We start from the raw sequence: 20,298 nt of genomic DNA, 5'->3' as shown, positions 1-20,298 counted from the left end.
GGACTTGCCTATGCATAAATTACTGGATATTTTTATAAAACCTTTTCAAGGTGATAACTTTGTTTGGATAGAAATTATTATTATCACGGCTATTTCTGCAACGAGTTGGCTCTATTTTTATTCATTACCAGTAGGGGTGGAGGCGAATCATTTTTTTTGGCCGCTATTAGGACCACTCCTTATTGCATTGCGCTACGGGTTTGCTAAAGGTTTCATCTGTACACTTAGTATGACAGCAGTATTAGTATCGATAATGAAAGACGGTGGCATGTTGCCATTATTTCCTTTTTCGTTAATTATCGGTACTTTTTTTGCTGTCATGATCGCTGGGGAATTTCGAGACCACTGGCAGCGTAGCATTGATAAATATGGGATTGAGCATAAACATATGCTGCAGCAATTGACTAGTTTTACTAAAAATTATCATCTGCTTAAAGTGTCCCATGATCAATTGGAGTTACGTAACGCGGGACAGCCGGCTAGTCTGCGCGCGGAAATAAATTCATTGCAGCGTATTGCCCTACAATATAGCGAGCGACGTCTCGCGCATATTGGCGAGCCGTTGTTAGCATTGTTCGCCCATGTTGGCGGCATACATGTTGCTGGTATTTATAAGGTGACGAACAATGAAGTTGAGACGCAACCTGATGCCGTATTAGGCGATAGCCATACGCTTAATATTAATGATTGCATGTTACAAGATATGCTGGCGAGCAAAAAACTACTGTCACCGGTTACATTTCATGCTCAGCATGAGTCATGCTATCAGTTATGTATTCCGCTGGTCGATACAGCTGGCGTATTGCAGGCAGTGGTATTAGCTGAGAGTGTTAAATTCTTTTTATTAACCCCTGCTAATGTCGTGCTGCTGTCTCTTATTGCGGATAATGCGGCAGATTTATTAAGTGATGAGTTATTAACACCGGTATTAGCGGCGCATCAAGATGAGTTATTTATGCGTTATGTGCAACGAGCACATTACAATAGTCGCGAATATGCTCTCGATAGTAGTTTAATTATTTTTCATGATCGCACGGGGAGCAACCAGCACGAACTCCAGGCATTGACAAATCACCGTCGAGGTAGCGACGTCTACTGGACATATCAACCGCCCAATCAAGCATTATGCTTGATGGTATTGTTACCATTAACAACGGCCACTGATAGCCAGCAATATATTATCCGAATGCAACAAATATTATTTAATGCCTTAGGCGAACACTGTAATGATATTGATATTATTGGCCCTTTTTCTTTTGATGACGGTAAGCATGGTATTGATAGCATAATTAAAATATGGGGGCCAAATAATGATCGCATGCTTGTTCCTAGTTGTGCTAACAGTTGAGTTATTTAGTTTTCATATCTTACTTGGTGCTGATTTTTCGTGGTTTAACTGGGCCTATTATTTCGCTGTGCATGGCGCTGCGAGCATTATTTTTACGTGTGGGACATGGTTACTGTTACCACATCGTTATAAGTTTCCGATATTGCATACTTGTTTATTTCTATTTTGTTTTTCGTTTTGTATCCCGATGTTTGGCATGATCGGCGGGATATTTTCATTGTTGTTGGGCTTATATCGATTAAATACCACCGCAACGGTAACCTGGGTTGAATGTGAGCGGCCCTCACTCGTGAAGGAATCTGATGAGTTTCGGCCTTCGCGAACCAGTATTGGCGGATTACGTGAAATATTAACGCATGATCTCGATCCTGGTCGGCGGTTACAAGCGGTGAATGCGGTTTGTCATTTACCTCAGCAGCAGGCTATACCGCTGTTACAATTGGCGTTAAAAGATTTATCAGACGATGTACGATTATTTTCTTATTCGTCATTAGAAACGATAGAAGCTAAAATTAATCTTTCGATTTCATTGCTAAAGGCTCAATTCACACATTATCAAGAGCCTGGCATCGCATTTAATATTGCTCAGCAATACTGGGAGTTATGTTACCTCGGTTTAGCTGAAAGTGTGTTGTGCGCACATTACCTCGAACAAGCCTCTATTTATCTTATGCGTTCTAATCAACTTGTTGAAAATGCAGCAAGCAATTTGTTACTTGGTCGTATTATGTTGGCGCAATCAGATCCGAAACAAGCGCTGATATATTTAACTCAAGCATTTGATGCGGGTTTATTAAAAGAACAAGTTATCCCTTATTTAGCAGAGGCAAGTTTTGAACTTGGAAATTATGAGTTAACCAAATATTACATGGCGCAATTACCTGCATCAGAAAAAGGCCGGTTACAGCAACAAAAGGAGTATTGGCTATGACCAAAGAGGTTGATATTTGTTTATTGTTGGAAGGTACTTATCCTTATGTACGTGGTGGGGTATCAACCTGGATGCATCAGATCATTAAGGGGTTACCTGAATTCTCTTTTCATATTATTTTTCTGGGCAGTTCTCCAGAGTTATATGACGAACCTGCATATGAACTGCCCGATAATGTTGTCGGTTTTGAAATGCATTATTTATTAGCAGCTGAAGATAAAGTGATGCCAAAACCAAGAGCTGGCTCATTCAATCTATTTCAATCATGGCAGCATTTTTTATCTTTTTTTGATCAAACTAGAGAACCGATACCGAGTGAATTATTAAGTAATATCGCTGATTTTATCGGCCAAAAAAACAGATTAACTTTGACCGATTTTCTTAATAGTCGCGCATCATGGGAAGTGCTTACCAAAAATTATTTCCAGCAGGATGCGAACCAATCTTTTGTCGATTATTTTTGGACTTATCGTAATATTTATCAGCCCCTATTTGTGTTAGCAAGTATTTCTCAGTCATTGCCTAATGCGCTGGTTTATCACAGTGTATCAACAGGATACGCAGGGTTTTTAGGTGCACTCTGTCGCCAGAAAAGTAGCCGTCCATTTTTGCTTACTGAGCATGGTATTTATACGAAAGAACGAAAAATAGATTTATCACAAGCCAGCTGGATCAAAGATAAACATAACTTGATTGATGTCAGTATGCACAAGGATATGGATACCATCAGACAAACCTGGATCCGTTTTTTTGAACAGCTTGGGGTGTCTGCCTATCATCAAGCCGATCGTATTGTTGCTCTGTTTGAAGGGAACCGACAGCGGCAACATGAAGATGGTGCGGATAATGATAAAACGCAAGTAATTGCCAATGGTATTGATATGGAACGTTTTGCCAAGGCCTATGTTCGCCGTCCCAGCTCTCCGCCTATGGTTGTTGGTTTAGTTGGTCGGGTAGTACCAATTAAAGATATTAAAACGTTTATACGTACTATCTGTGGAACCGCCAAAAAAATCCCTACTATTGAAGGTTGGATTATTGGTCCGGCGGAAGAGAATGAAGCTTATGCCCGTGAGTGTCAACTATTAATTGAAAGTTTAGGTTTGGAAGGTAAAGTTAAAATGTTAGGCAGTCAAGATGTTGCTGAGATAATGCCAGAGCTTGGCATTATGATGCTGACATCGATTAGTGAAGCGCAACCTCTGGTGTTGCTTGAAGCCATGGCATCAGGTATCCCTTGTATTGCGACTGAAGTAGGTGCTTGTCGTGAGATCCTTGATGGTGTTGCAGGTGAAGATGCGAGTTTGGGTTCGTGTGGTGCAATAATTCCAATCGCGAACCCTTCAGAGGGCACTAATGCGATCGTTAATTTACTCTCAGATGCAGATATATGGCGAAAAACGGGTGATATCGGTAAAATAAGGGTGGCAAAATATTATGATCAGACGTTGATGTATGATTCGTACCGACGCTTATATAGAGGAGCTGTTGATGGCGGGTATCGGCTTTGAGTTAAGAAAAATACTGAAAAAAAAGACGTTGTTATCTATTGTTGAAGCCTATGGCCTCGCCGGTTTGATCAGTTCAGGTCCTTGGGTATTATCTATTTTGGCATTATTGATGATTGGTATTGTGAGTTTGGGCGAGTTTCAATCTTATGTGCTCAGGCAATTTTTGATACTGGTCACCTATTTAATGGCGGGATCGTTGATTACGAGTGGTTTGTTTCAATTGTTGTTGACGCGTTTCATTTCTGATTTGATTTACCTTAAGCAAGAAAATCGTATTATTCCTAATTTATTAGGTGCTATGTTAGTGATGACGTTATTGTCTGCAGTGCTTGCTGGCGCTTTTTTAGCGATGGCCTCAGAGATTAATCCGCTAACTAAAGTTATTATATTTTCAGCCTTTATTATTCTTTGCAACCAGTGGCTTATACTGATTTTATTGAGCGGTACCAAAGAGTATTACCGTGTATTTATGACGATGCTAATGTGTTATGGCTTGATGATTGGGTTATGTATGACGGTTCCTGCTTATGGCTTGATGGGGTTAATTAGTATTTTCACGTTATGCCAGGCATTACTGACATTTATTTTTCTTTATCATATAGTGCGGAATTATCCAGCCAAGCAATTAATTTCATTTGATTTTTTACAACCTGGCAAGGTATTTTATTCACTACTATTTTGTGGTTTCTTTTATAATTTAGGGGTATGGCTAGATAAATTTGTATTTTGGAGTCGAGAAGAAACATCACATAAAGTATTTAGTATTTTTAATGCGTCTTATATTTATGACTTGCCCATTTTTATTGCTTACCTAGCGATTGTGCCTGGCATGGCCGTGTTTATTATGCGAATGGAAACTGATTTTTCACAAGCGTGTTTGAATTTTTATGATGCGGTGCGGGATGGGGGCACGTTAAGCGATATTTATCGATTAAAAGATAAAATGGTATTGGCATGTCGGCACAGTATTTATGAAATATTTAAAGTACAGGGCATGACGCTTGTTCTGTTAGTGCTCTGGGCTGAAGATATCCTTATTGCTCTGAATATTAATTTGGCTTATCTACATTTACTTTATGTGGACCTGATTGGGGTTAGCTTTCAAGTATTAGTCATGGCGATCCTAAATATTATGTATTACCTTGATAAACGTTATGCCGCCTTGGCATTAACTGTGTTTATGGCGTTGAGTAATTTTATTTTGGCTCACATAAGTATAGAATTAGGACCGCTATTTTATGGTTATGGCTTTACATTGACCATGCTGTTAACCACTGTCATTGGTTTTATTGTATTAGATAAACAATTTGCTGACTTAGAATATCAAACCTTTATGTTACAGCGTTCATAAACAACTCTCTCTATAACTATCATCAAGCGCAAGACGCAATATTAAGGTGCTAAATTGCATATTGTTGGCATCTAAGCATAATTTATCACGCGCATCTGGATCCACTCTATATATTTTCTTATATTCAGCATTGAAAACAGGTTTTCCGGCGTCGATGAAAGGGCTGAGCATTGCGCATTCGTTATATTGAAAGCATTGCTCATTAACAGCAAAATCATAATGTGCTACCAGATCGTTGACTTGGTCTAAATCATTTTTAAGACCGACAGATAATGCTTGTCGGTGGGCTTCGTTTGCCATCCAGATGTTATAGTCAAGTTGATCTACGGCGTTGAAATCAAGGCCTGGATTGTTAGTATAGCCATCGACATTGTCTGGCTCAACACCATCACAGCCTTTATTCTGTGCTAAGATTAGTCGTTCTTTCATAATATTTCGGACATTGTCAGAGCGAACATCGATCCAGCGTTCACCCTCCCATTCATCAAGTGGGTTGCCGAGATCTGCTGAGGTGAATAGGCTAGCATCATCACGCCAATCTTCGTAGGTGCCTGCAGAGAAATAGCAAATGACCCTTTTGTTTTGACTGTGTAGTTCTGCGATCTGCTGCATACTGGTATCAAACAAATCAATATCATAAATATCAACATCATAACTAGTATTAATACTACCTTGTAACTGCCATTGCCAAGTGGACATGACCGCTGGTTGATACCATGATGGAAGATCGGGTTCGGGTTCGGGCACAGGCTCTGGTTCGGGCACGGGCTCTGGTTCGGGCACAGGCTCTGGTTCGGGCACGGGCTCTGGTTCGGGTTCAGGCACGGGTTCAGGCACGGGTTCAGGCACGGGTTCAGGCACGGGCTCAGGCGCTTTTTGACTCTTATCCGGTTTGCTCGCTGGTATTTTTGGACCGTGAGGCTTATCTGCTGGCTTACCATCACAGGAACCGCTACCAAAGCCGATCAGCATTAAGGCCGCTAGCAGATATAGAAGAAAGTTTTTCATGGTTTACTCATTAGCTTGATCAACAATAAAGGTTCGGCCGAGATTATCGATATCGGTCGTGATGAGATGTTGTCCACCGTAAAAATCACCGCCTGCAATCCCTGTTATTCTGCCTTTGATGGCGTCATCGGCGATTAAAGAGACGGTATTATTATTACGATCCCAAGTGCCTCGCAGGTTTGCTTTTTGTGCGGCTAACTTTTCTTCGACCATCACACCTATGCTGTAATAATCCATATTTATGATCGGTAAGTTAAGTAACTGATTAAAGTAATCTGTTACTGCATATAACCAATCATATTGCAGGGTATCTCCGTTACCATAATCGTGTAGATTAGTTGCATGGAAGTAATGTGGCCAAGGGCGGAAGGTCAGCATATGTCTGAAGGTTGTTTGTGCTTCGGCCGCCAAGATCTCGCTGTAGTTGCGTGGTTGACAAATAGCACCCGAAATTGTGCAGGGGTTATCACCCGCATCAATGTGGCGCTCATAGAAGATATAATTATATTCGTCTGTTAACTCCTCTGGTGTAGTGACGTTATAAAATAAAGAGGTTGGATAACGCGGCAGTAGTAAAATATCTGTCTCTGGGACATAAGAAGGAATATCTTGATTTGGACGGGATATATCTGATGCCATATAACGAATACCGAGGTCCATCATACTATCAAATAATGCCGGGTTATGACCTTCAGGGTAATCAACAAATATCGATGATGCTTGGTTGGACCCCTCTGAATCCTCTAAGCCGGAATTATTACCTGTCACCAGGGTTTGAGTCGCGGTGGTGAATTCTGGAAACCCTAACCGTTGCCAAACTTCGATATTGTCATTAATTTCTTGAAACGCAATATCATAAGTTGCCCCTGAACTTTTATACATATCCCGGTGCGTAAAGGTATGGTTTAAAAATCGAAATTCGTTTCTATTGGTCACGATCGCATCTGTTAGTGGCTCATTAGCGGCGAAGCTGATTTTTAAGTTAGGATGTTTACTTTCTTTCTTTTCCTCGCTGGTAAATACTTTAATGAGGGTGCCACTGTCAGCCATAATAAGTAAGTCAAATGTAGGTAAATTCGTGGTTCTCCAGTGATTAATTAAGCTGGTAATATTAAGGTTAATTCGATTTCTGTTAACGGTATAAACAATGCAATAATTGGGGTCGAAAGAGCCGCCTGATGATAACCAAGCATTCGCTGCATTTCTTGCATTCCATGTTGCTTCATTGGTCCATGTTTCTATCATTAGGCAGATGCTACCGGTACTTTCTTCGGTACCACCTTTTACTTTCTTGGTGGTTAATTTTAGTGTTGCAATTGCCGCATTATTGCTGATCTCATCCGGCAATTCGAATTGTAATAGTCCATGTTCTCGCATCGATGACGATGTACCGACATTGATTTTATTACCGCCAGTTTGATTGCTATCTTGGTCTACCGAGTTAATCGACAGTGCTGTTGTCGAAATCAAGCTAACAGGGCTTGGTGATGCTTGGGCTGCACCGACACCATTGAAGGCGAGGTCGAGCTTGAAATTCTTTAAGTTGGTGTATTGATCCATAAACTTGCTATTTTCCCTGACGATATTGTCGATATCGTGGGCACTATTACGGTAACGTTTCTCGCCTGTGGTGGTATTTGTTGCTGGGTTCCACAGTTCATCATGGATGAATACATCATCGATGTGGGCGGCAAGGTAAATATACCTAGAACCAATAAATACCCCCTGTGTGGCAAAATTTAAAAATTCGTAGTTTAATACTTGTGAATAAAGCAAATACTTGGCATTGGTGATACTTGAAAATAACACTTGGCGGCCGTCAGCATATACCAGCGTCGATATCATGATCTTACCTGATGTTTTATCGGTGAGTAGCGGGGTGACAACGGGACCATCTGGATCAAAGTTTGGATGTGTAGCTATGGTGTAATCGGTAATTTGGAGGTTATTGGTCTTATTGACGTATTCAAATATATCATTGTTATTAGCGAGTTGCCAAACCCCGGTAAAGGAAAAACCAGCGGACATAGAGGTCATATCCATACCATAATCTAAATCATAAGTGACGCGGAAATATTCTCCTGACATCGGGTAGCCTGATAATACCGATTCGCGTACCTGATAGTCGCGTTCGTAAGCGTGTAATATTTTCCATTCGTCTAATGTAAATGCAGAGCCATTGACACTGCCACTCCCCCAATTATATAACGAGCTATCGGTTAAAATAATGCCGTTGTAGTTGCCCTGACTATTTGTCACTAACAAATCGGTTGTTAGTGTTGTCTGCGTTGCATCGAGGACATCGTAGGGCACACCCATTTCATCGAGCATATCATCGATTAAATCAAGCCCTTGATCTTGCTCGGCCGATCCAGTGGTAATGATCAGTAGTTTCAATTGTACAATTGGTGTGGCGCTGGCACTGGCCGCGAACAGTAATAGTAAGAACATAATTGATAACAAGTTAATTTTGCTTGGTATCGTGGTTCGCACCTTACTTAGTAGCATAATGTTACTCCGTTAATGTTTAAAAATAGATGACTGTAGAAGGCGTTATTAAGTGTTGATCTTTACGTTTGAAATAACATTTTTAAGTGTAGACATGAAAATTAGTAGTGTAAAATGCCGTTTGTGGTATTTTAATATTTTATCATCTATGATTGTAAGGTTTCGTGTCTGCATATTTTTTCTATTACCTAGCGTCCCCATAGACTTAGATAGCAAAATTCGCTACATTAACTGTTTATTCATACAGTCCATAATTATTCACATCATGAAACTTTATATTGCCGAAAAACCTAGCCTTGGCCGTGCTATTGCCGAGGTATTACCGAAACCACACAAGAAACATCAAGGTTATATTGAAGTTGGTAACGGTGATGTGGTGTCTTGGTGTATTGGCCATTTGCTCGAACAAGCAGAACCGGATGCCTATGATGACGCGTTTAAAAAATGGCGTTTAGAGCACCTGCCGATCGTGCCTGAAACCTGGCAACTGAAGAAAAAACCCAATACCAGTAAACAACTGACCGTATTAAGAGGACTGGTAAAAAAAGCCACCAGTCTTGTGCATGCTGGCGATCCTGATCGTGAAGGGCAATTGCTGGTGGATGAGGTGATTGAATTTCTTAAAACACCCGCGAAAAAGAAAAATACCACCCAACGTTTATTGATCAGCGATCTCAACCCCGCGGCAGTGAAAAAAGCGCTGAATAATCTGCAACCTAACAGTGACTTTATTCCTTTATCAGTGTCGGCATTAGCGCGCTCACGTGCCGATTGGTTATATGGCATGAACATGACTCGCGCTTATACTTTGCAAGGTCAAAAAGTGGGTTACCAAGGGGTATTATCAGTAGGGCGCGTACAAACCCCTATTTTGGGTTTAGTGGTGAGACGTGATATCGAGATCGCCAACTTTGTCAGTAAACCTTTTTATGAAGTGTTGGCGCATTTACAAACCCAGCAGCAAGAGATGTTCACCGCCAAGTGGAAACCGAGTGACGCTTGTCGTCCGTATATGGATGAAGATGGTCGGGTTCTGGTCAAAAAACTGGCTGAGAATGTAGTCAGTCGCGTCCAGGGTCAAACGGGCGAAGTGACTAAGTTGGAAAAGAAAAATAAACAACAAGCTGCGCCACTGCCATATAACCTATCTTCACTGCAAATTGATGGTGCGAAACGTTTTGGTATGAGTGCACAGCAAGTATTAGATACTTGCCAAGCCTTATACGAACGCCATAAACTCATTACTTATCCGCGTTCAGATAGCCGTTATTTACCCAAGGAACATTACAATCATCGTGGTGGGGTGATTAACGCGATCGCTAAAACCAGTGCATCATTGCAGCAAGCAGCGGTAAATTCCGATCAAAGTTTACGTAGCAAAGCCTGGAATGACAGCAAGGTTGAGGCCCACCATGCCATCGTACCGACTGAAAAAATCAGCAGTGTAGAGCGTCTTAACAGCAGTGAAAAAAACATTTATGAATTAGTCGCAAGGCAATATTTGTGTCAATTTTACCCGCCCTATGAATACGCCGACACAGTTGCAGAAATAACTATCGTTGGTGGTTTGTTTGTTGCCAAAGCAAAAATGACCTTAAAACAAGGCTGGAAAATATTATTTCCTAAATCCGCCGCCAGTAATGCCAAGCAAACTGAAGCTGAGAAAGAATTAGCCGCGCAATTACCGACCATTAAAAAAGGCGACCAGGTATTGTGTCAACATGCTGAATGCATTGAAAAACAAACTCAACCACCGAAACATTTTAGTGATGCCACTTTACTTGCGGCGATGACCGGGATCTCCCGGTATGTCAAAGACAGTGAGATCCGTAAGATCTTGAAAGATACTGATGGGCTCGGCACTGAAGCCACGCGTGCGGGCATTATTGAACTGTTGTTTAGACGTAACTTCCTGGTGCGTAATAACAAACTGATCTTAGCCACGGACGCGGGTAAAGGCTTGATTAATGCCTTACCAGAGTCAGCGACCTTACCGGATATGACGGCGCAGTGGGAATCGGTACTTGATGGTATCAGTAAAAAAGAAGCCAGTTATCAGCATTTCATGGACGGTTTATTGCAACAGTTATCAGGCATGATCGAACAGGCGAAAGCGACACTGCCTGATGGTTTACGTGGTCTTTCGAGCGGTAAACCTGCGGGTGGCCGATTTAAGAAAAAGTCAGCGAAAAAGCGCAGTTATAAAAAGTCATAACAGCAAAATGAGCTCGGGCATGACATTGATAACGCCTCAAACGACGTTATGCCTTGAATATTCTCACCTTTGGTTTGCTGATTGTACATCTTGAAGTCGCTTGGGTATCTGTTTGTGCCGAGATTGTGATAATTCTGTGATGAACAATTTTCTTAAATAGGCCATGATTACTATATGGGAAGTTAACTAAGCAGGTAACGGAATGATTATTAAGTGTAAAAACAAATCTCAAGCAAGTGAAAATGATGTTATTGCGGAACCAGTTTATCAGCAACGCCGACAATTCCTCAAGCAATTAGGCCTAGTCGGTGTGGGTTTAGCTGCAGCAAGTCCAGCGCAAGCCAGTATCTTTGATATTTTTTCTGGTGATAAGAACAAAGCCAGCAAGAACGCCTTTGTGCAATCGCCATTGACATTAATTGGCAGTAAAGATCACGCCAATGGTGAGATCTGGACACCAGAGAGAAAAGTACTCTCACATAATAATTTTTATGAGTTTGGTACGGCGAAAACTGACCCACAAAAAAATGCTCAGAACTTTAAGGTTGAACCGTGGACGCTCACCATCACTGGCGCGGTAGAAAAAGAAATTACCTTAGGCTACGACGACTTATTCCAGATTGCGGATCTGGAAGAGCGTATTTACCGGATGCGTTGTGTGGAAGCATGGTCGATGGTGATCCCGTGGACAGGCTTCTCGTTAGCTGAAATTATTAAAAAAGCCAATCCCACCTCGAAAGCCAAATATGTCGCCTTTGAAACCTTATACGATCCGAAACAAATGCCGGGTCAAGCGTCTTCTTATTTAGGTGGCAGTCTGGATTGGCCCTATGTCGAAGGTCTACGTATGGATGAAGCGATGCATCCGTTAACTATGTTGTCTGTGGGTACGTTTGGTAAAACGCTAGCGCCGCAAAATGGTGCGCCTATCCGCTTGGTTGTGCCGTGGAAGTATGGTTTTAAAGGCATCAAATCAATCGTTAAAATTCACTTGTTAGAAAAAGAGCCACCAACGACGTGGAATCGTCTGGCTGCTCGTGAATATGGATTTTATGCCAATGTTAATCCTGCAGTCGATCACCCGCGTTGGAGTCAAGCATCGGAACGTCGCATCGGTAGTGGCAGTATTTTCAGTTCTAAACGCATAAAAACATTACCTTTTAATGGTTACGCTGAAGAAGTCGCTGACCTGTATCGTGGTATGGATTTGAAAAGGTACATTTAATTATGCCAATGCTAACCTATAAACGGTTGCCTTACCTTAAGGCCTATATTCATGTACTGGCCATTATGCCATTAGTATATTTAGGGTTAGCCATTGATGCTGATGCGCTGGGTGGCGACCCTGTGCAAGCCGTGATCCACTTTTTAGGTAAAGGCGCGTTAAATTTATTACTCGCCACCTTGGTGATTTCACCTTTAGCAAAGCGTTATAAAGAAGGCTTATTAATTTCGACGCGCCGTGTTGTTGGCTTATATTGTTTCTTTTATGCAAGTTTGCATTTAGTGGCGTTTGCTTGGCTCGATTTGGGCTGGGATATTGCTTTACTACTTAAAGAATTAGTAAAAAGACCGTATATTTGGCTCGGCATGATCGCGTTTATAATTTTACTGTTATTAGCGTTAACCTCGCCAATGTGGGTGCATCGTAAAATGAAACGAAATTGGCAGAAATTACACAATTTCATTTATCTCGCCGCTATTTTAACCCCTGTTCATTACTATCTTTCAGTCAAATCAGGCTGGATCGAACCTATTATATACGCTCTATTAGTGGTGTTCTTGTTGTCACAAAGAAGGAAAGTAGTGATAAAGTTACTAAGCAATATTTACTGTTTTTTTAAGAAAACATAATCTCCCAGTTCATAGATATTTTGGCGTTTTTAAACTAATGTAGGGGGTATATCACTGCCTTATGCGAGAGAGAAGTACAGGTTAATGATTATGTGATGAGATCATTAGCGATCAATTGACACAAGTTGACGCAATTAGACGTAACCCTTTCATAAGTTGTCACATCCTCATGGTTATTTTATACAAGTTGACGCAATTTAGCGTTGTTTTATAAAGCATTTTTAGAATTAAGTTTTCTTTGATCTGTTACAGTTTTTTCTTCGTGACCTTACTTTACACTGTTCTAAACGCTATAATTACCCCGTATTTTGTAGATCATCATTGTTGCAGGAATTAAAATGAAACAACAGACAAGCAGTACAGGTGCAGAAAAAAAAGGTGAGTGGAAGTTATTTCTCTTCTTAACCGTATTTTTATTTCCAATCCTAGCCACCGTTAGTGTATTTGGTTATGGCTTTATTATGTGGATGAGTAACATTCTTTTTGGCCTGCCTGGTCATTCATAAATTTAACCAATTACATTCTATTCAGGTAACACTCAAATGAAAAAATTATTTTCCATGATCGCGCGCTCTTGGCGTGTGTTTAACAAACCGAGCAAGCATATCTCTTTAGGTATTATTACTTGTGGTGCTTTCCTTGCTGGTATCATTTTCTGGGGTGGTTTCAATACTGCGTTAGAAGCAACAAATACCGAAGCATTTTGTATTTCTTGCCACAGTATGAAAGAAAATAACTATAAAGAAATTCAAAGTACGATCCACTGGTCAAACCGTAGTGGTGTGCGTGCGACTTGCCCTGATTGTCACGTACCACACAATTGGTCTGACAAAATGGCCGCGAAAGCCCGTGCCAGTAAAGACGTCTTTGGTTGGTTACTGGGTACTGTTAATACCAAAGAGAAATTCGAATCTAAGCGTTTACATCTAGCGCAAAACGAATGGGCTCGATTCAAAGCCAATGGGTCACTCGAATGTCGTAATTGTCATGACTATAAAAGCATGGATTTCACTAAAATGTCTGAACGTGCGCAAGTACAAATGCGTAGAGCGGCAGAGCGTGATCAATCTTGCCTAGATTGTCATAAAGGTATTGCCCATCAGCTTCCAGAAATGGATACGTCTGCAATCAGTGAACTGGGTAAAATGGCGAGAAACCTAGAAGGTCACTCATTTGAAATTGGTAAAGAGTACTACTCGCTGGTACAAACGCCACTTTATAAAGATGCCAAAGAACCTGAGTATCTGGGTGTACTAACACCTGCGACTAAGTTTAAAGTGATCGCTGAATCAGGTAAACGTCTGCAAGTTGAATTAGTGACGTGGCATAAAGCCAAAGGTTACGGTCGCGTACTGTATTTTGATTTTGCTAAAAATATTGTGCAAGCAACATTATCAAAAGAAGCATCACAAGATGAATCACTATTCATTCGTGGTGATAAGAAAGAAGACGATTTAACTGGCCTACCGTGGGAACAAGTAACGTTCACATTATGGGTGGATAAAAAAGGTTATGAAGAAAATCTACAAAATATTTGGGATTATGCGAAAGACGCTTACCAAACAACCTGTAGTGTTTGTCATACCCAACCAGCAGAAGCTCATTTCGATGCTAATACGTGGGTTGGTATGTTTGCCGGCATGCAAGGTTTTGTAAACTTAGATGGCGATACACATGACGTTATCTTGAAGTACTTACAAAATCATTCATCTGATTACAGCAACGATGCTCACTAATTCAAAGAGAACTATGACTATGTTTAATAGAGACAAAAAGTCTAATAATGACAATGTATCGGTCAGTCGTCGCGCCTTTTTAAAGGGCGTGATGGCGACATCTGCAGTCGCGGTTATTGGTCCTAGCTTATTAGTGCCAAAAATGGCTAACGCCACGACAATGGCTGAGCGTGCTGAATGGAAATTAACGGGGTCGCACTGGGGTGCGTTCCGTGCCAAGATCCATGGCGGTAAAGTGACCGAAATTAAAGCCTTTGAATTAGATAAACATCCAACTGATATGCTCAAAGGTATTGAAGGTATTATCTATAGCCCATCACGCGTACGTTACCCTATGGTACGTTTAGATTGGTATTTAAAGCGTGAGAAGAGTGATACCTCACAGCGTGGTGATAATCGTTTCATCCGTGTTACTTGGGATCAAGCATTAGACATGTTCTACGAAGAGTTAGAGCGTGTACAAAATACCTATGGTCCATCAGGTCTGCATACTGGTGCTAACGGTTGGCGTGCTACGGGTCAACTGCACAGCTGTGGTAGCCACATGGCACGTGCCATCGCCATGCACGGTAGCTCAGTAAAAGACGTGGGCGATTACTCAACCGGTGCTGGTCAAACTATTCTACCTTATGTACTTGGTTCGACAGAAGTATATGCGCCGGGCACATCATGGCCGTTGATCTTAGATAACAGTAAAACCATTATTTTATGGGCAACGGATCCAGTGAAAAACCTCCAAGTAGGTTGGAACTGTGAAACCCATGATGCCATGCAGTACATGGATGAGCTAAAAGACAAAGTTGCACAGAACAAAATTCGAGTGATCAGTGTTGATCCAGTGAAGAACAAAACGCAAAACTTCTTAGGCAATGAACACTGTTACATCAATCCACACACTGATGTACCCTTCATGCTTGCTGTCGCCCATACGATGGTAAAAGAAGATCTGCATGATCAGAAATTCATTGATACTTATGCACTTGGTTTCGATAAGTTCTTGCAATACGTGCAAGGTGAAACTGAAGACAAAGTAGAGAAAACCCCGGAATGGGCAAGTGCAATTTGTGGTGTGCCAGCGGATTACATCCGTGACTTTGCTCGTTTGATCACCAATGGTCGTACCCAATTATTATTTGGCTGGTCAATTCAACGTCAGCAACACGGTGAACAACCTTATTGGATGGGCGCGGTATTAGCGACCATGATCGGTCAAATCGGTCTGCCTGGTGGCGGTATCAGTTATGGCCATCACTATAGCTCGATTGGTGTGCCTAGCTCAGGTGCAGTTGGCGCGGGTGCATTCCCACGTAACCCTGATTCAAGCAAGCCAATTCGTCACGAAAGTAAAGATTTTAGAGGTGCAAGCAGTACCTTACCGGTCGCGCGTTTTGTTGATGCCTTGCTAAACCCGGGTAAAGTGATCGAGGCCAATGGTTCGAAAATTACTTTTCCTGATATTCGCATGATGATATTCACGGGTTGTAATCCTTGGCACCGTCATCAAGATCGTAACAAGATGAAAGCCGCATTCCAGAAACTGGAAACGGTGATCGCGATTGATTACAATTGGACAGCAACGTGTCGTTTCTCTGATATCGTGTTACCGGCTTGTACGCAGTACGAACGTAACGATCTCGATATCTATGGCTCATACCGCGCCAAAGGTTTGTTGGGTATGAAGAAACTCGTCGACCCACTGTTCCAATCTAAAACCGACTTTGAGATATTTACTGAACTAACGAAACGTTGGGGCAAGAGTAAAGACTATACCCAAGGTAAGAGTGAAGTGCAGTGGTTAGAGCAGCTGTATAATGAATCTAAAGATGCCAATGCGGGTAAATGGGATATGCCTGACTTCCACGAATTCTGGAAAGAAGGTTACTTCCACTTTGGTGACGGTGAAAACTGGACGCGCCACGCCGACTTCCGTGAAGATCCTGAAGTGAATGCGCTGGGCACGCCATCTGGTTTCATTGAGATTTACAGCCGTAAGATCGCTCGTTTTGGTTATGAGTACTGTAAAGGTCACCCAATGTGGTTCGAGAAAGACGAACGTTCACATGGTGGTCCATTGTCGGATAAATTCCCGGTGTGGATGCAATCTTGTCACCCAGACAAACGCCTGCATTCACAAATGTGTGAATCAGAAGCGTTCCGTGCCACATACACAGTGCAAGGTCGTGAGCCCGTTTACATGAATTCGGCAGATGCGAAGAAACGTGGCATTAAAGACGGTGATATCGTGCGCGTATTTAACGACCGTGGTCAGTTACTCGCGGGTGCGGTCATTGATGATAACTATCCGGTGGATGTGATCCGTATTGAAGAGGGTGCTTGGTATAGCCCTGAAGATGAAAGCATCGGTTCACTGTGTACTTACGGCGATCCAAACAATTTAACCATGGATGTGGGTACTTCTGAACTGGCGCAAGCAACCTCGGCCAATACTTGTCAGGTAGAGTTTGAGAAATTCAAAGGTAAAGCACCGGCCGTTAATGCATTTGGTGGTCCAATCGAAATCGTTTAATGCGGTGGTAAAACATTAATTAACATGGTTTGAGTAAGCCTAATAGTCGGCAGGTTGTGCAAGCAGCGGCGATTATTAGGCTTTTTTTTTGGCTTACGCTTTCTTGCTCTAAAGACTGGTGTATCATGCCTGTCATATTCCCTTTATTAGTGACTTCCATGGCATTAACAGCAACAATTTTAAAAGCAAAAGTATCAATCGTTGATCTTGATAATCATGTTTACCTTAATGATATTCCCTTGACGCTGGCTCAGCATCCATCCGAGACGGATAACCGTCTGATGTTACGTCTACTTGCTTGGATGCTGAATGTTGATGCTGAAGCGCGTTTAAGCTTTACTAAGGGCTTAGGTGAAGACGAAGAACCGGATATCTGGTTTAAATCTGATATTGGTGTGATTGAGCATTGGATTGATTTAGGTCAGCCATCAGAAAAACGGCTGAAAAAAGCCAGCAACCAAGCACAGAAAGCGACGATTTATACCTATGGCGATCGCAGTGCAGCAATATGGTTTAAGAAGCTAAAATATAGCGCAGATAACTTATCCATTCAATTTATTAATGATGAAACTGCAGACCAAATGGCACAGCTATATAGCCGTAATATGGAATTACAATTGATGATCCAAGACGGTGATATTCAAGTGCTATCTGGCGACATGAGTATTGCGATAAAACCTGAAGTTTGGTGTTAGGCTTTAACGTTTAATACGTATATTAACGATGAGTAACGACAATGACACTGATGTATGTTGGTGTCCTCAATATCGTTACTCATGCTGTTTATGCAGTTAGTTTCTTAGTTTTTGTATACCCGTCACTACCATCAACACAATAAAACCTGCCAGTAACCCCACTAAGCCATTCATCAACACGGGCATGACTCCCGCGACAATCGCAGTATGTGTCAATGCATCAGGTAACATAGCCAGTAGTGTGTGAATCACATTGAGAGATCCTGGAATACTGTGAATGACAATACTGCCGCCAACAAGAAACATTGCAATTGTCCCGATTACCACTAATGAGCGCATCAGTTTTGGCGCGAAAGTCAGTAGGGCATTACCGAGGTGGTATTTGATACTTTTTACTTGACTGTTATTAACGAGATATAAACCGACATCATCTATTTTGACGATAGCGGCAACAAGACCATAAACACCGACCGTCATTAATATGGCGATTAAACTCACCACGGTAAACTGGGTTGTTAAGGGTTGTATTTGTACTGTGCCCAAGGCAATAACAATAATCTCGGCAGACAAAATGAAGTCTGTTCTAATTGCGCCTTTGACTTTCTTATCTTCAAACTCTTCAATGGATAGTCCCGCTAATGCATCATCATCGCTGTGCTCTTCATGATCGGAGGTGGATTTAGCATGATGGAGTTTCTCGGCACCTTCAAAGCATAAAAACAAGCCACCGATAAGTAATAATGGGGTAATTAACCAAGGTGCAATAGCGCTTATGAGTAGGGCGGAAGGTACTAAGATCGCTTTGTTTTTAAAAGAACCTTTAGCCACTTTCCAAACCACGGGGAGTTCACGGTCAGCACTCACGCCTGACACTTGTTGTGCATTAAGTGCGAGATCATCACCTAACACGGCGGCCGTCTTCTTTGCGGCGACTTTGGTCATCAGTGCAACATCATCCAGTACTGACGCAATATCATCGAGTAGGGCGATTAAACTTAATCCTGCCATGGTTGCTCTCCTATGAGCTAAATTGGTTAATCAGTTTCATAACAAGCCTTATAAAACTGGATAACCAAAAAAGACAACCAGTATAAATAAAAAAACCTGCTCGGGAGCAGGTTTTTAGGATTAATCTTCTTCGTGACCATCGTCGATGATTTCAGCTCTTGGCTTTCTCTTCATCGGAGCGAAACCACCATCCACGGCACTTGCCATTGAATCGCGAATCCCTTGTTTCTTATCTTGTTTCGGTGCCGTATTCTGCTTTTGTTGCGGTGCGTTTTTATCACCTTTACGCGCCAGTTTAGCCGGACGACCTTTATTACTTACTGGTAAACGTTTCTTCGCTGGTTTTGGTTTAAAGCCTTTAAATTTAGCTTCAAAACCTTCTAACATAGTGCAAGGCAGTTTAACTTTTAAGTAGCTTTGGATTTTGCCAAATGAAGTCCAATCTTTTGGACTTACGAGTGAGATTGCAATACCGGTTGCGCCTGCACGACCAGTACGACCAGTACGGTGGATAAAGTCTTCAGGGTTAATCGGTAAATCAAAGTTGATCACATGGCTTAATGTACGAATATCAAGACCACGCGCGGCAACGTCTGTTGCTACTAATACTCCAACACGTCCACGACGGAAATTTTCCAATGTACGCTTACGTTGATTTTGTAACATGTCACCGTGAATTGAAGTGGCATCGATATCGTTATCCATTAATAGTTTGGCCAGACGTTCTGTATCTAACTTTGTTGCGGTGAAGATAAGCAGTTGGCGATAGTCTTCAGTTTTAACCAGATGGATTAACTGTTCTTCTTTGTGCGTTAGGTTGTCAGAGAAAAATAGACGTTGCTCAATTTTCTCGTGTTGATCGTTCGAGCGGTTAATCTCGATACGTTCAGGTGCACGTAATACTTGGTTACAAATATTAGCGACATCAACGTGCTCGAGTGTTGCCGAGAACAACATCGTTTGACGTTTTACGTTTGGCGCGCTGTTTGAAATAGCGGATACGTCATCACGGAAACCCATGTCTAACATACGGTCAGCTTCATCCAGCACTAAGAATTCTAAGTGCTCCAGTGAAATTGATTTTTCACGGATATGATCAAGCAGACGGCCTGGTGTCGCAATTAATACTTCTGGGTTTTTACGCAGTAATTTTTCTTGGTGCTGAAATGATTCACGACCAATAATCAATTGGATTTGATAATCCAGGCTCATGCCTAAATGCTTCATGTTTGCATGTACTTGGATTGCAAGCTCACGCGTTGGCGCTAAGATCACTGCACGTACTGCACGGTGTTCGAAACGACGTTGCTTTAACATACGCTGTAATATTGGCAGACAATAAGCAATGGTTTTACCACTACCCGTTTGCGATGTAGCCATGATGTCACAGCCACCTAAAATAAGTGGGATAGCTGCTTCCTGCACCTCTGTTGCTTGTTCAAATCCTAAATGCTCGATTGAACTGATTAAACGTGGATCGATACCGAAATCTTGAAAGCGCAAAGAAGCTACCTCTTAAATTAAAATAGAATAAAAATAATTGCTAGAAATTATTTAGGGGCGAGAACTATATAGGAGCACAGCTCAAATTCCAAGCCTATTTTCT

At 41.7% G+C, this 20,298-nt stretch carries 15 protein-coding genes; 11 read left to right on the top strand and 4 right to left on the bottom strand.

Annotation, left to right across the window (positions count from 1 at the left end; genetic code table 11):
- Window positions 1–10: 10 nt before the first annotated feature.
- Genes MORIYA_RS13060 through pelG form a run of 4 tightly spaced genes read left to right on the top strand, consistent with a single transcriptional unit; the run spans window position 11 to window position 5,141 of the window.
- Complete coding sequence (locus MORIYA_RS13060; protein WP_112715828.1) at window positions 11–1,348, top strand: PelD GGDEF domain-containing protein; 1,338 nt, start codon at window positions 11–13, stop codon at window positions 1,346–1,348.
- The gene (locus tag MORIYA_RS13055; RefSeq protein ID WP_112715826.1) at window positions 1,311–2,279 is read left to right on the top strand and encodes a HEAT repeat domain-containing protein; all 969 of its coding nucleotides are present in this window, start codon (window positions 1,311–1,313) and stop codon (window positions 2,277–2,279) included. Before MORIYA_RS13060 ends, MORIYA_RS13055 begins: the two co-directional genes overlap by 38 nt.
- On the top strand, window positions 2,276–3,790 hold the full coding sequence (gene pelF / locus MORIYA_RS13050; RefSeq protein WP_112715824.1) for a GT4 family glycosyltransferase PelF: 1,515 nt from the start codon (window positions 2,276–2,278) through the stop codon (window positions 3,788–3,790). Before MORIYA_RS13055 ends, pelF begins: the two co-directional genes overlap by 4 nt.
- Window positions 3,771–5,141: an exopolysaccharide Pel transporter PelG gene (gene pelG / locus MORIYA_RS13045; RefSeq protein ID WP_112715822.1), complete on the top strand. Its 1,371-nt coding sequence runs from the start codon at window positions 3,771–3,773 to the stop codon at window positions 5,139–5,141. Before pelF ends, pelG begins: the two co-directional genes overlap by 20 nt.
- On the opposite strand, the gene MORIYA_RS13040 is transcribed toward pelG, so the two are convergent.
- Together MORIYA_RS13040 and MORIYA_RS13035 are read right to left on the bottom strand one after the other, a co-directional pair.
- On the bottom strand, window positions 5,136–6,149 hold the full coding sequence (locus MORIYA_RS13040) for an endo alpha-1,4 polygalactosaminidase (RefSeq protein ID WP_112715820.1): 1,014 nt from the start codon (window positions 6,147–6,149) through the stop codon (window positions 5,136–5,138). The two genes, pelG and MORIYA_RS13040, sit on opposite strands and share 6 nt — an antisense overlap.
- A 3-nt stretch (window positions 6,150–6,152) precedes the next feature.
- Window positions 6,153–8,657 carry an Agd3-related carbohydrate deacetylase gene (locus tag MORIYA_RS13035; RefSeq protein WP_112715818.1) on the bottom strand — a complete coding sequence of 835 codons (2,505 nt, stop codon included), beginning with the start codon at window positions 8,655–8,657 and terminating at the stop codon, window positions 6,153–6,155.
- A 265-nt stretch (window positions 8,658–8,922) separates the two neighbouring features.
- Between MORIYA_RS13035 and MORIYA_RS13030 the strand changes: the two genes are divergently transcribed.
- From MORIYA_RS13030 to MORIYA_RS13000, 7 genes are all read left to right on the top strand, one after another.
- The gene (locus MORIYA_RS13030) at window positions 8,923–10,872 is read left to right on the top strand and encodes a DNA topoisomerase III (RefSeq protein WP_112715816.1); all 1,950 of its coding nucleotides are present in this window, start codon (window positions 8,923–8,925) and stop codon (window positions 10,870–10,872) included.
- A gap of 202 nt (window positions 10,873–11,074) precedes the next feature.
- Window positions 11,075–12,097, top strand: a complete 1,023-nt coding sequence (gene msrP, locus MORIYA_RS13025) for a protein-methionine-sulfoxide reductase catalytic subunit MsrP (RefSeq protein WP_112715814.1) — start codon at window positions 11,075–11,077, stop codon at window positions 12,095–12,097.
- A 2-nt stretch (window positions 12,098–12,099) separates the two neighbouring features.
- A complete protein-coding gene (msrQ, locus tag MORIYA_RS13020; RefSeq protein ID WP_112715812.1) occupies window positions 12,100–12,726 on the top strand; it encodes a protein-methionine-sulfoxide reductase heme-binding subunit MsrQ in 627 nt (208 codons plus the stop codon).
- A gap of 338 nt (window positions 12,727–13,064) precedes the next feature.
- Window positions 13,065–13,232, top strand: a complete 168-nt coding sequence (locus MORIYA_RS13015) for a periplasmic nitrate reductase, NapE protein (protein WP_006032731.1) — start codon at window positions 13,065–13,067, stop codon at window positions 13,230–13,232.
- A 36-nt stretch (window positions 13,233–13,268) separates the two neighbouring features.
- Window positions 13,269–14,462, top strand: coding sequence for a pentaheme c-type cytochrome TorC (gene torC / locus MORIYA_RS13010; protein WP_112715810.1), 1,194 nt, complete (start codon window positions 13,269–13,271; stop codon window positions 14,460–14,462).
- 13 nt (window positions 14,463–14,475) lie between these two features.
- On the top strand, window positions 14,476–16,989 hold the full coding sequence (torA, locus tag MORIYA_RS13005; protein ID WP_112715808.1) for a trimethylamine-N-oxide reductase TorA: 2,514 nt from the start codon (window positions 14,476–14,478) through the stop codon (window positions 16,987–16,989).
- Window positions 16,990–17,147: 158 nt separating this feature from the next.
- Window positions 17,148–17,684 (top strand): YaeQ family protein, encoded by a 537-nt coding sequence (locus MORIYA_RS13000; protein ID WP_112715806.1) that lies wholly within the window; start codon window positions 17,148–17,150, stop codon window positions 17,682–17,684.
- A 96-nt stretch (window positions 17,685–17,780) separates the two neighbouring features.
- Here MORIYA_RS13000 and MORIYA_RS12995 read toward each other — a convergent pair whose 3' ends face one another.
- Window positions 17,781–18,692 (bottom strand): DUF808 domain-containing protein, encoded by a 912-nt coding sequence (locus MORIYA_RS12995; RefSeq protein WP_112715804.1) that lies wholly within the window; start codon window positions 18,690–18,692, stop codon window positions 17,781–17,783.
- Window positions 18,693–18,812: 120 nt separating this feature from the next.
- Window positions 18,813–20,195, bottom strand: coding sequence for a DEAD/DEAH box helicase (locus MORIYA_RS12990; protein WP_112715802.1), 1,383 nt, complete (start codon window positions 20,193–20,195; stop codon window positions 18,813–18,815).
- Between the last annotated feature and the right edge of the window lie 103 nt (window positions 20,196–20,298).

Origin of the sequence: Moritella yayanosii (genome assembly GCF_900465055.1) — a bacterium.
GTDB lineage: Bacteria > Pseudomonadota > Gammaproteobacteria > Enterobacterales > Moritellaceae > Moritella > Moritella yayanosii.
The sequence above is the reverse complement of the archived record's forward strand: the minus strand, read 5'-3'. Positions and strand labels throughout refer to the sequence as shown.

Bases quoted from the DNA above. Each gene is read 5' to 3' on its own strand.
- torA (WP_112715808.1), top strand. From the start codon at position 14,476: ATGACTATGTTTAATAGAGACAAAAAGTCTAATAATGACAATGTATCG.
- pelF (WP_112715824.1), top strand. From the start codon at position 2,276: ATGACCAAAGAGGTTGATATTTGTTTATTGTTGGAAGGTACTTATCCT.
- MORIYA_RS13040 (WP_112715820.1), bottom strand. From the start codon at position 6,149: ATGAAAAACTTTCTTCTATATCTGCTAGCGGCCTTAATGCTGATCGGC.
- MORIYA_RS12995 (WP_112715804.1), bottom strand. From the start codon at position 18,692: ATGGCAGGATTAAGTTTAATCGCCCTACTCGATGATATTGCGTCAGTA.
- MORIYA_RS13015 (WP_006032731.1), top strand. From the start codon at position 13,065: ATGAAACAACAGACAAGCAGTACAGGTGCAGAAAAAAAAGGTGAGTGG.
- MORIYA_RS13030 (WP_112715816.1), top strand. From the start codon at position 8,923: ATGAAACTTTATATTGCCGAAAAACCTAGCCTTGGCCGTGCTATTGCC.
- msrP (WP_112715814.1), top strand. From the start codon at position 11,075: ATGATTATTAAGTGTAAAAACAAATCTCAAGCAAGTGAAAATGATGTT.
- MORIYA_RS13055 (WP_112715826.1), top strand. From the start codon at position 1,311: ATGATCGCATGCTTGTTCCTAGTTGTGCTAACAGTTGAGTTATTTAGT.
- MORIYA_RS13060 (WP_112715828.1), top strand. From the start codon at position 11: ATGCATAAATTACTGGATATTTTTATAAAACCTTTTCAAGGTGATAAC.
- msrQ (WP_112715812.1), top strand. From the start codon at position 12,100: ATGCCAATGCTAACCTATAAACGGTTGCCTTACCTTAAGGCCTATATT.
- pelG (WP_112715822.1), top strand. From the start codon at position 3,771: ATGGCGGGTATCGGCTTTGAGTTAAGAAAAATACTGAAAAAAAAGACG.
- torC (WP_112715810.1), top strand. From the start codon at position 13,269: ATGAAAAAATTATTTTCCATGATCGCGCGCTCTTGGCGTGTGTTTAAC.
- MORIYA_RS13000 (WP_112715806.1), top strand. From the start codon at position 17,148: ATGGCATTAACAGCAACAATTTTAAAAGCAAAAGTATCAATCGTTGAT.
- MORIYA_RS13035 (WP_112715818.1), bottom strand. From the start codon at position 8,657: ATGCTACTAAGTAAGGTGCGAACCACGATACCAAGCAAAATTAACTTG.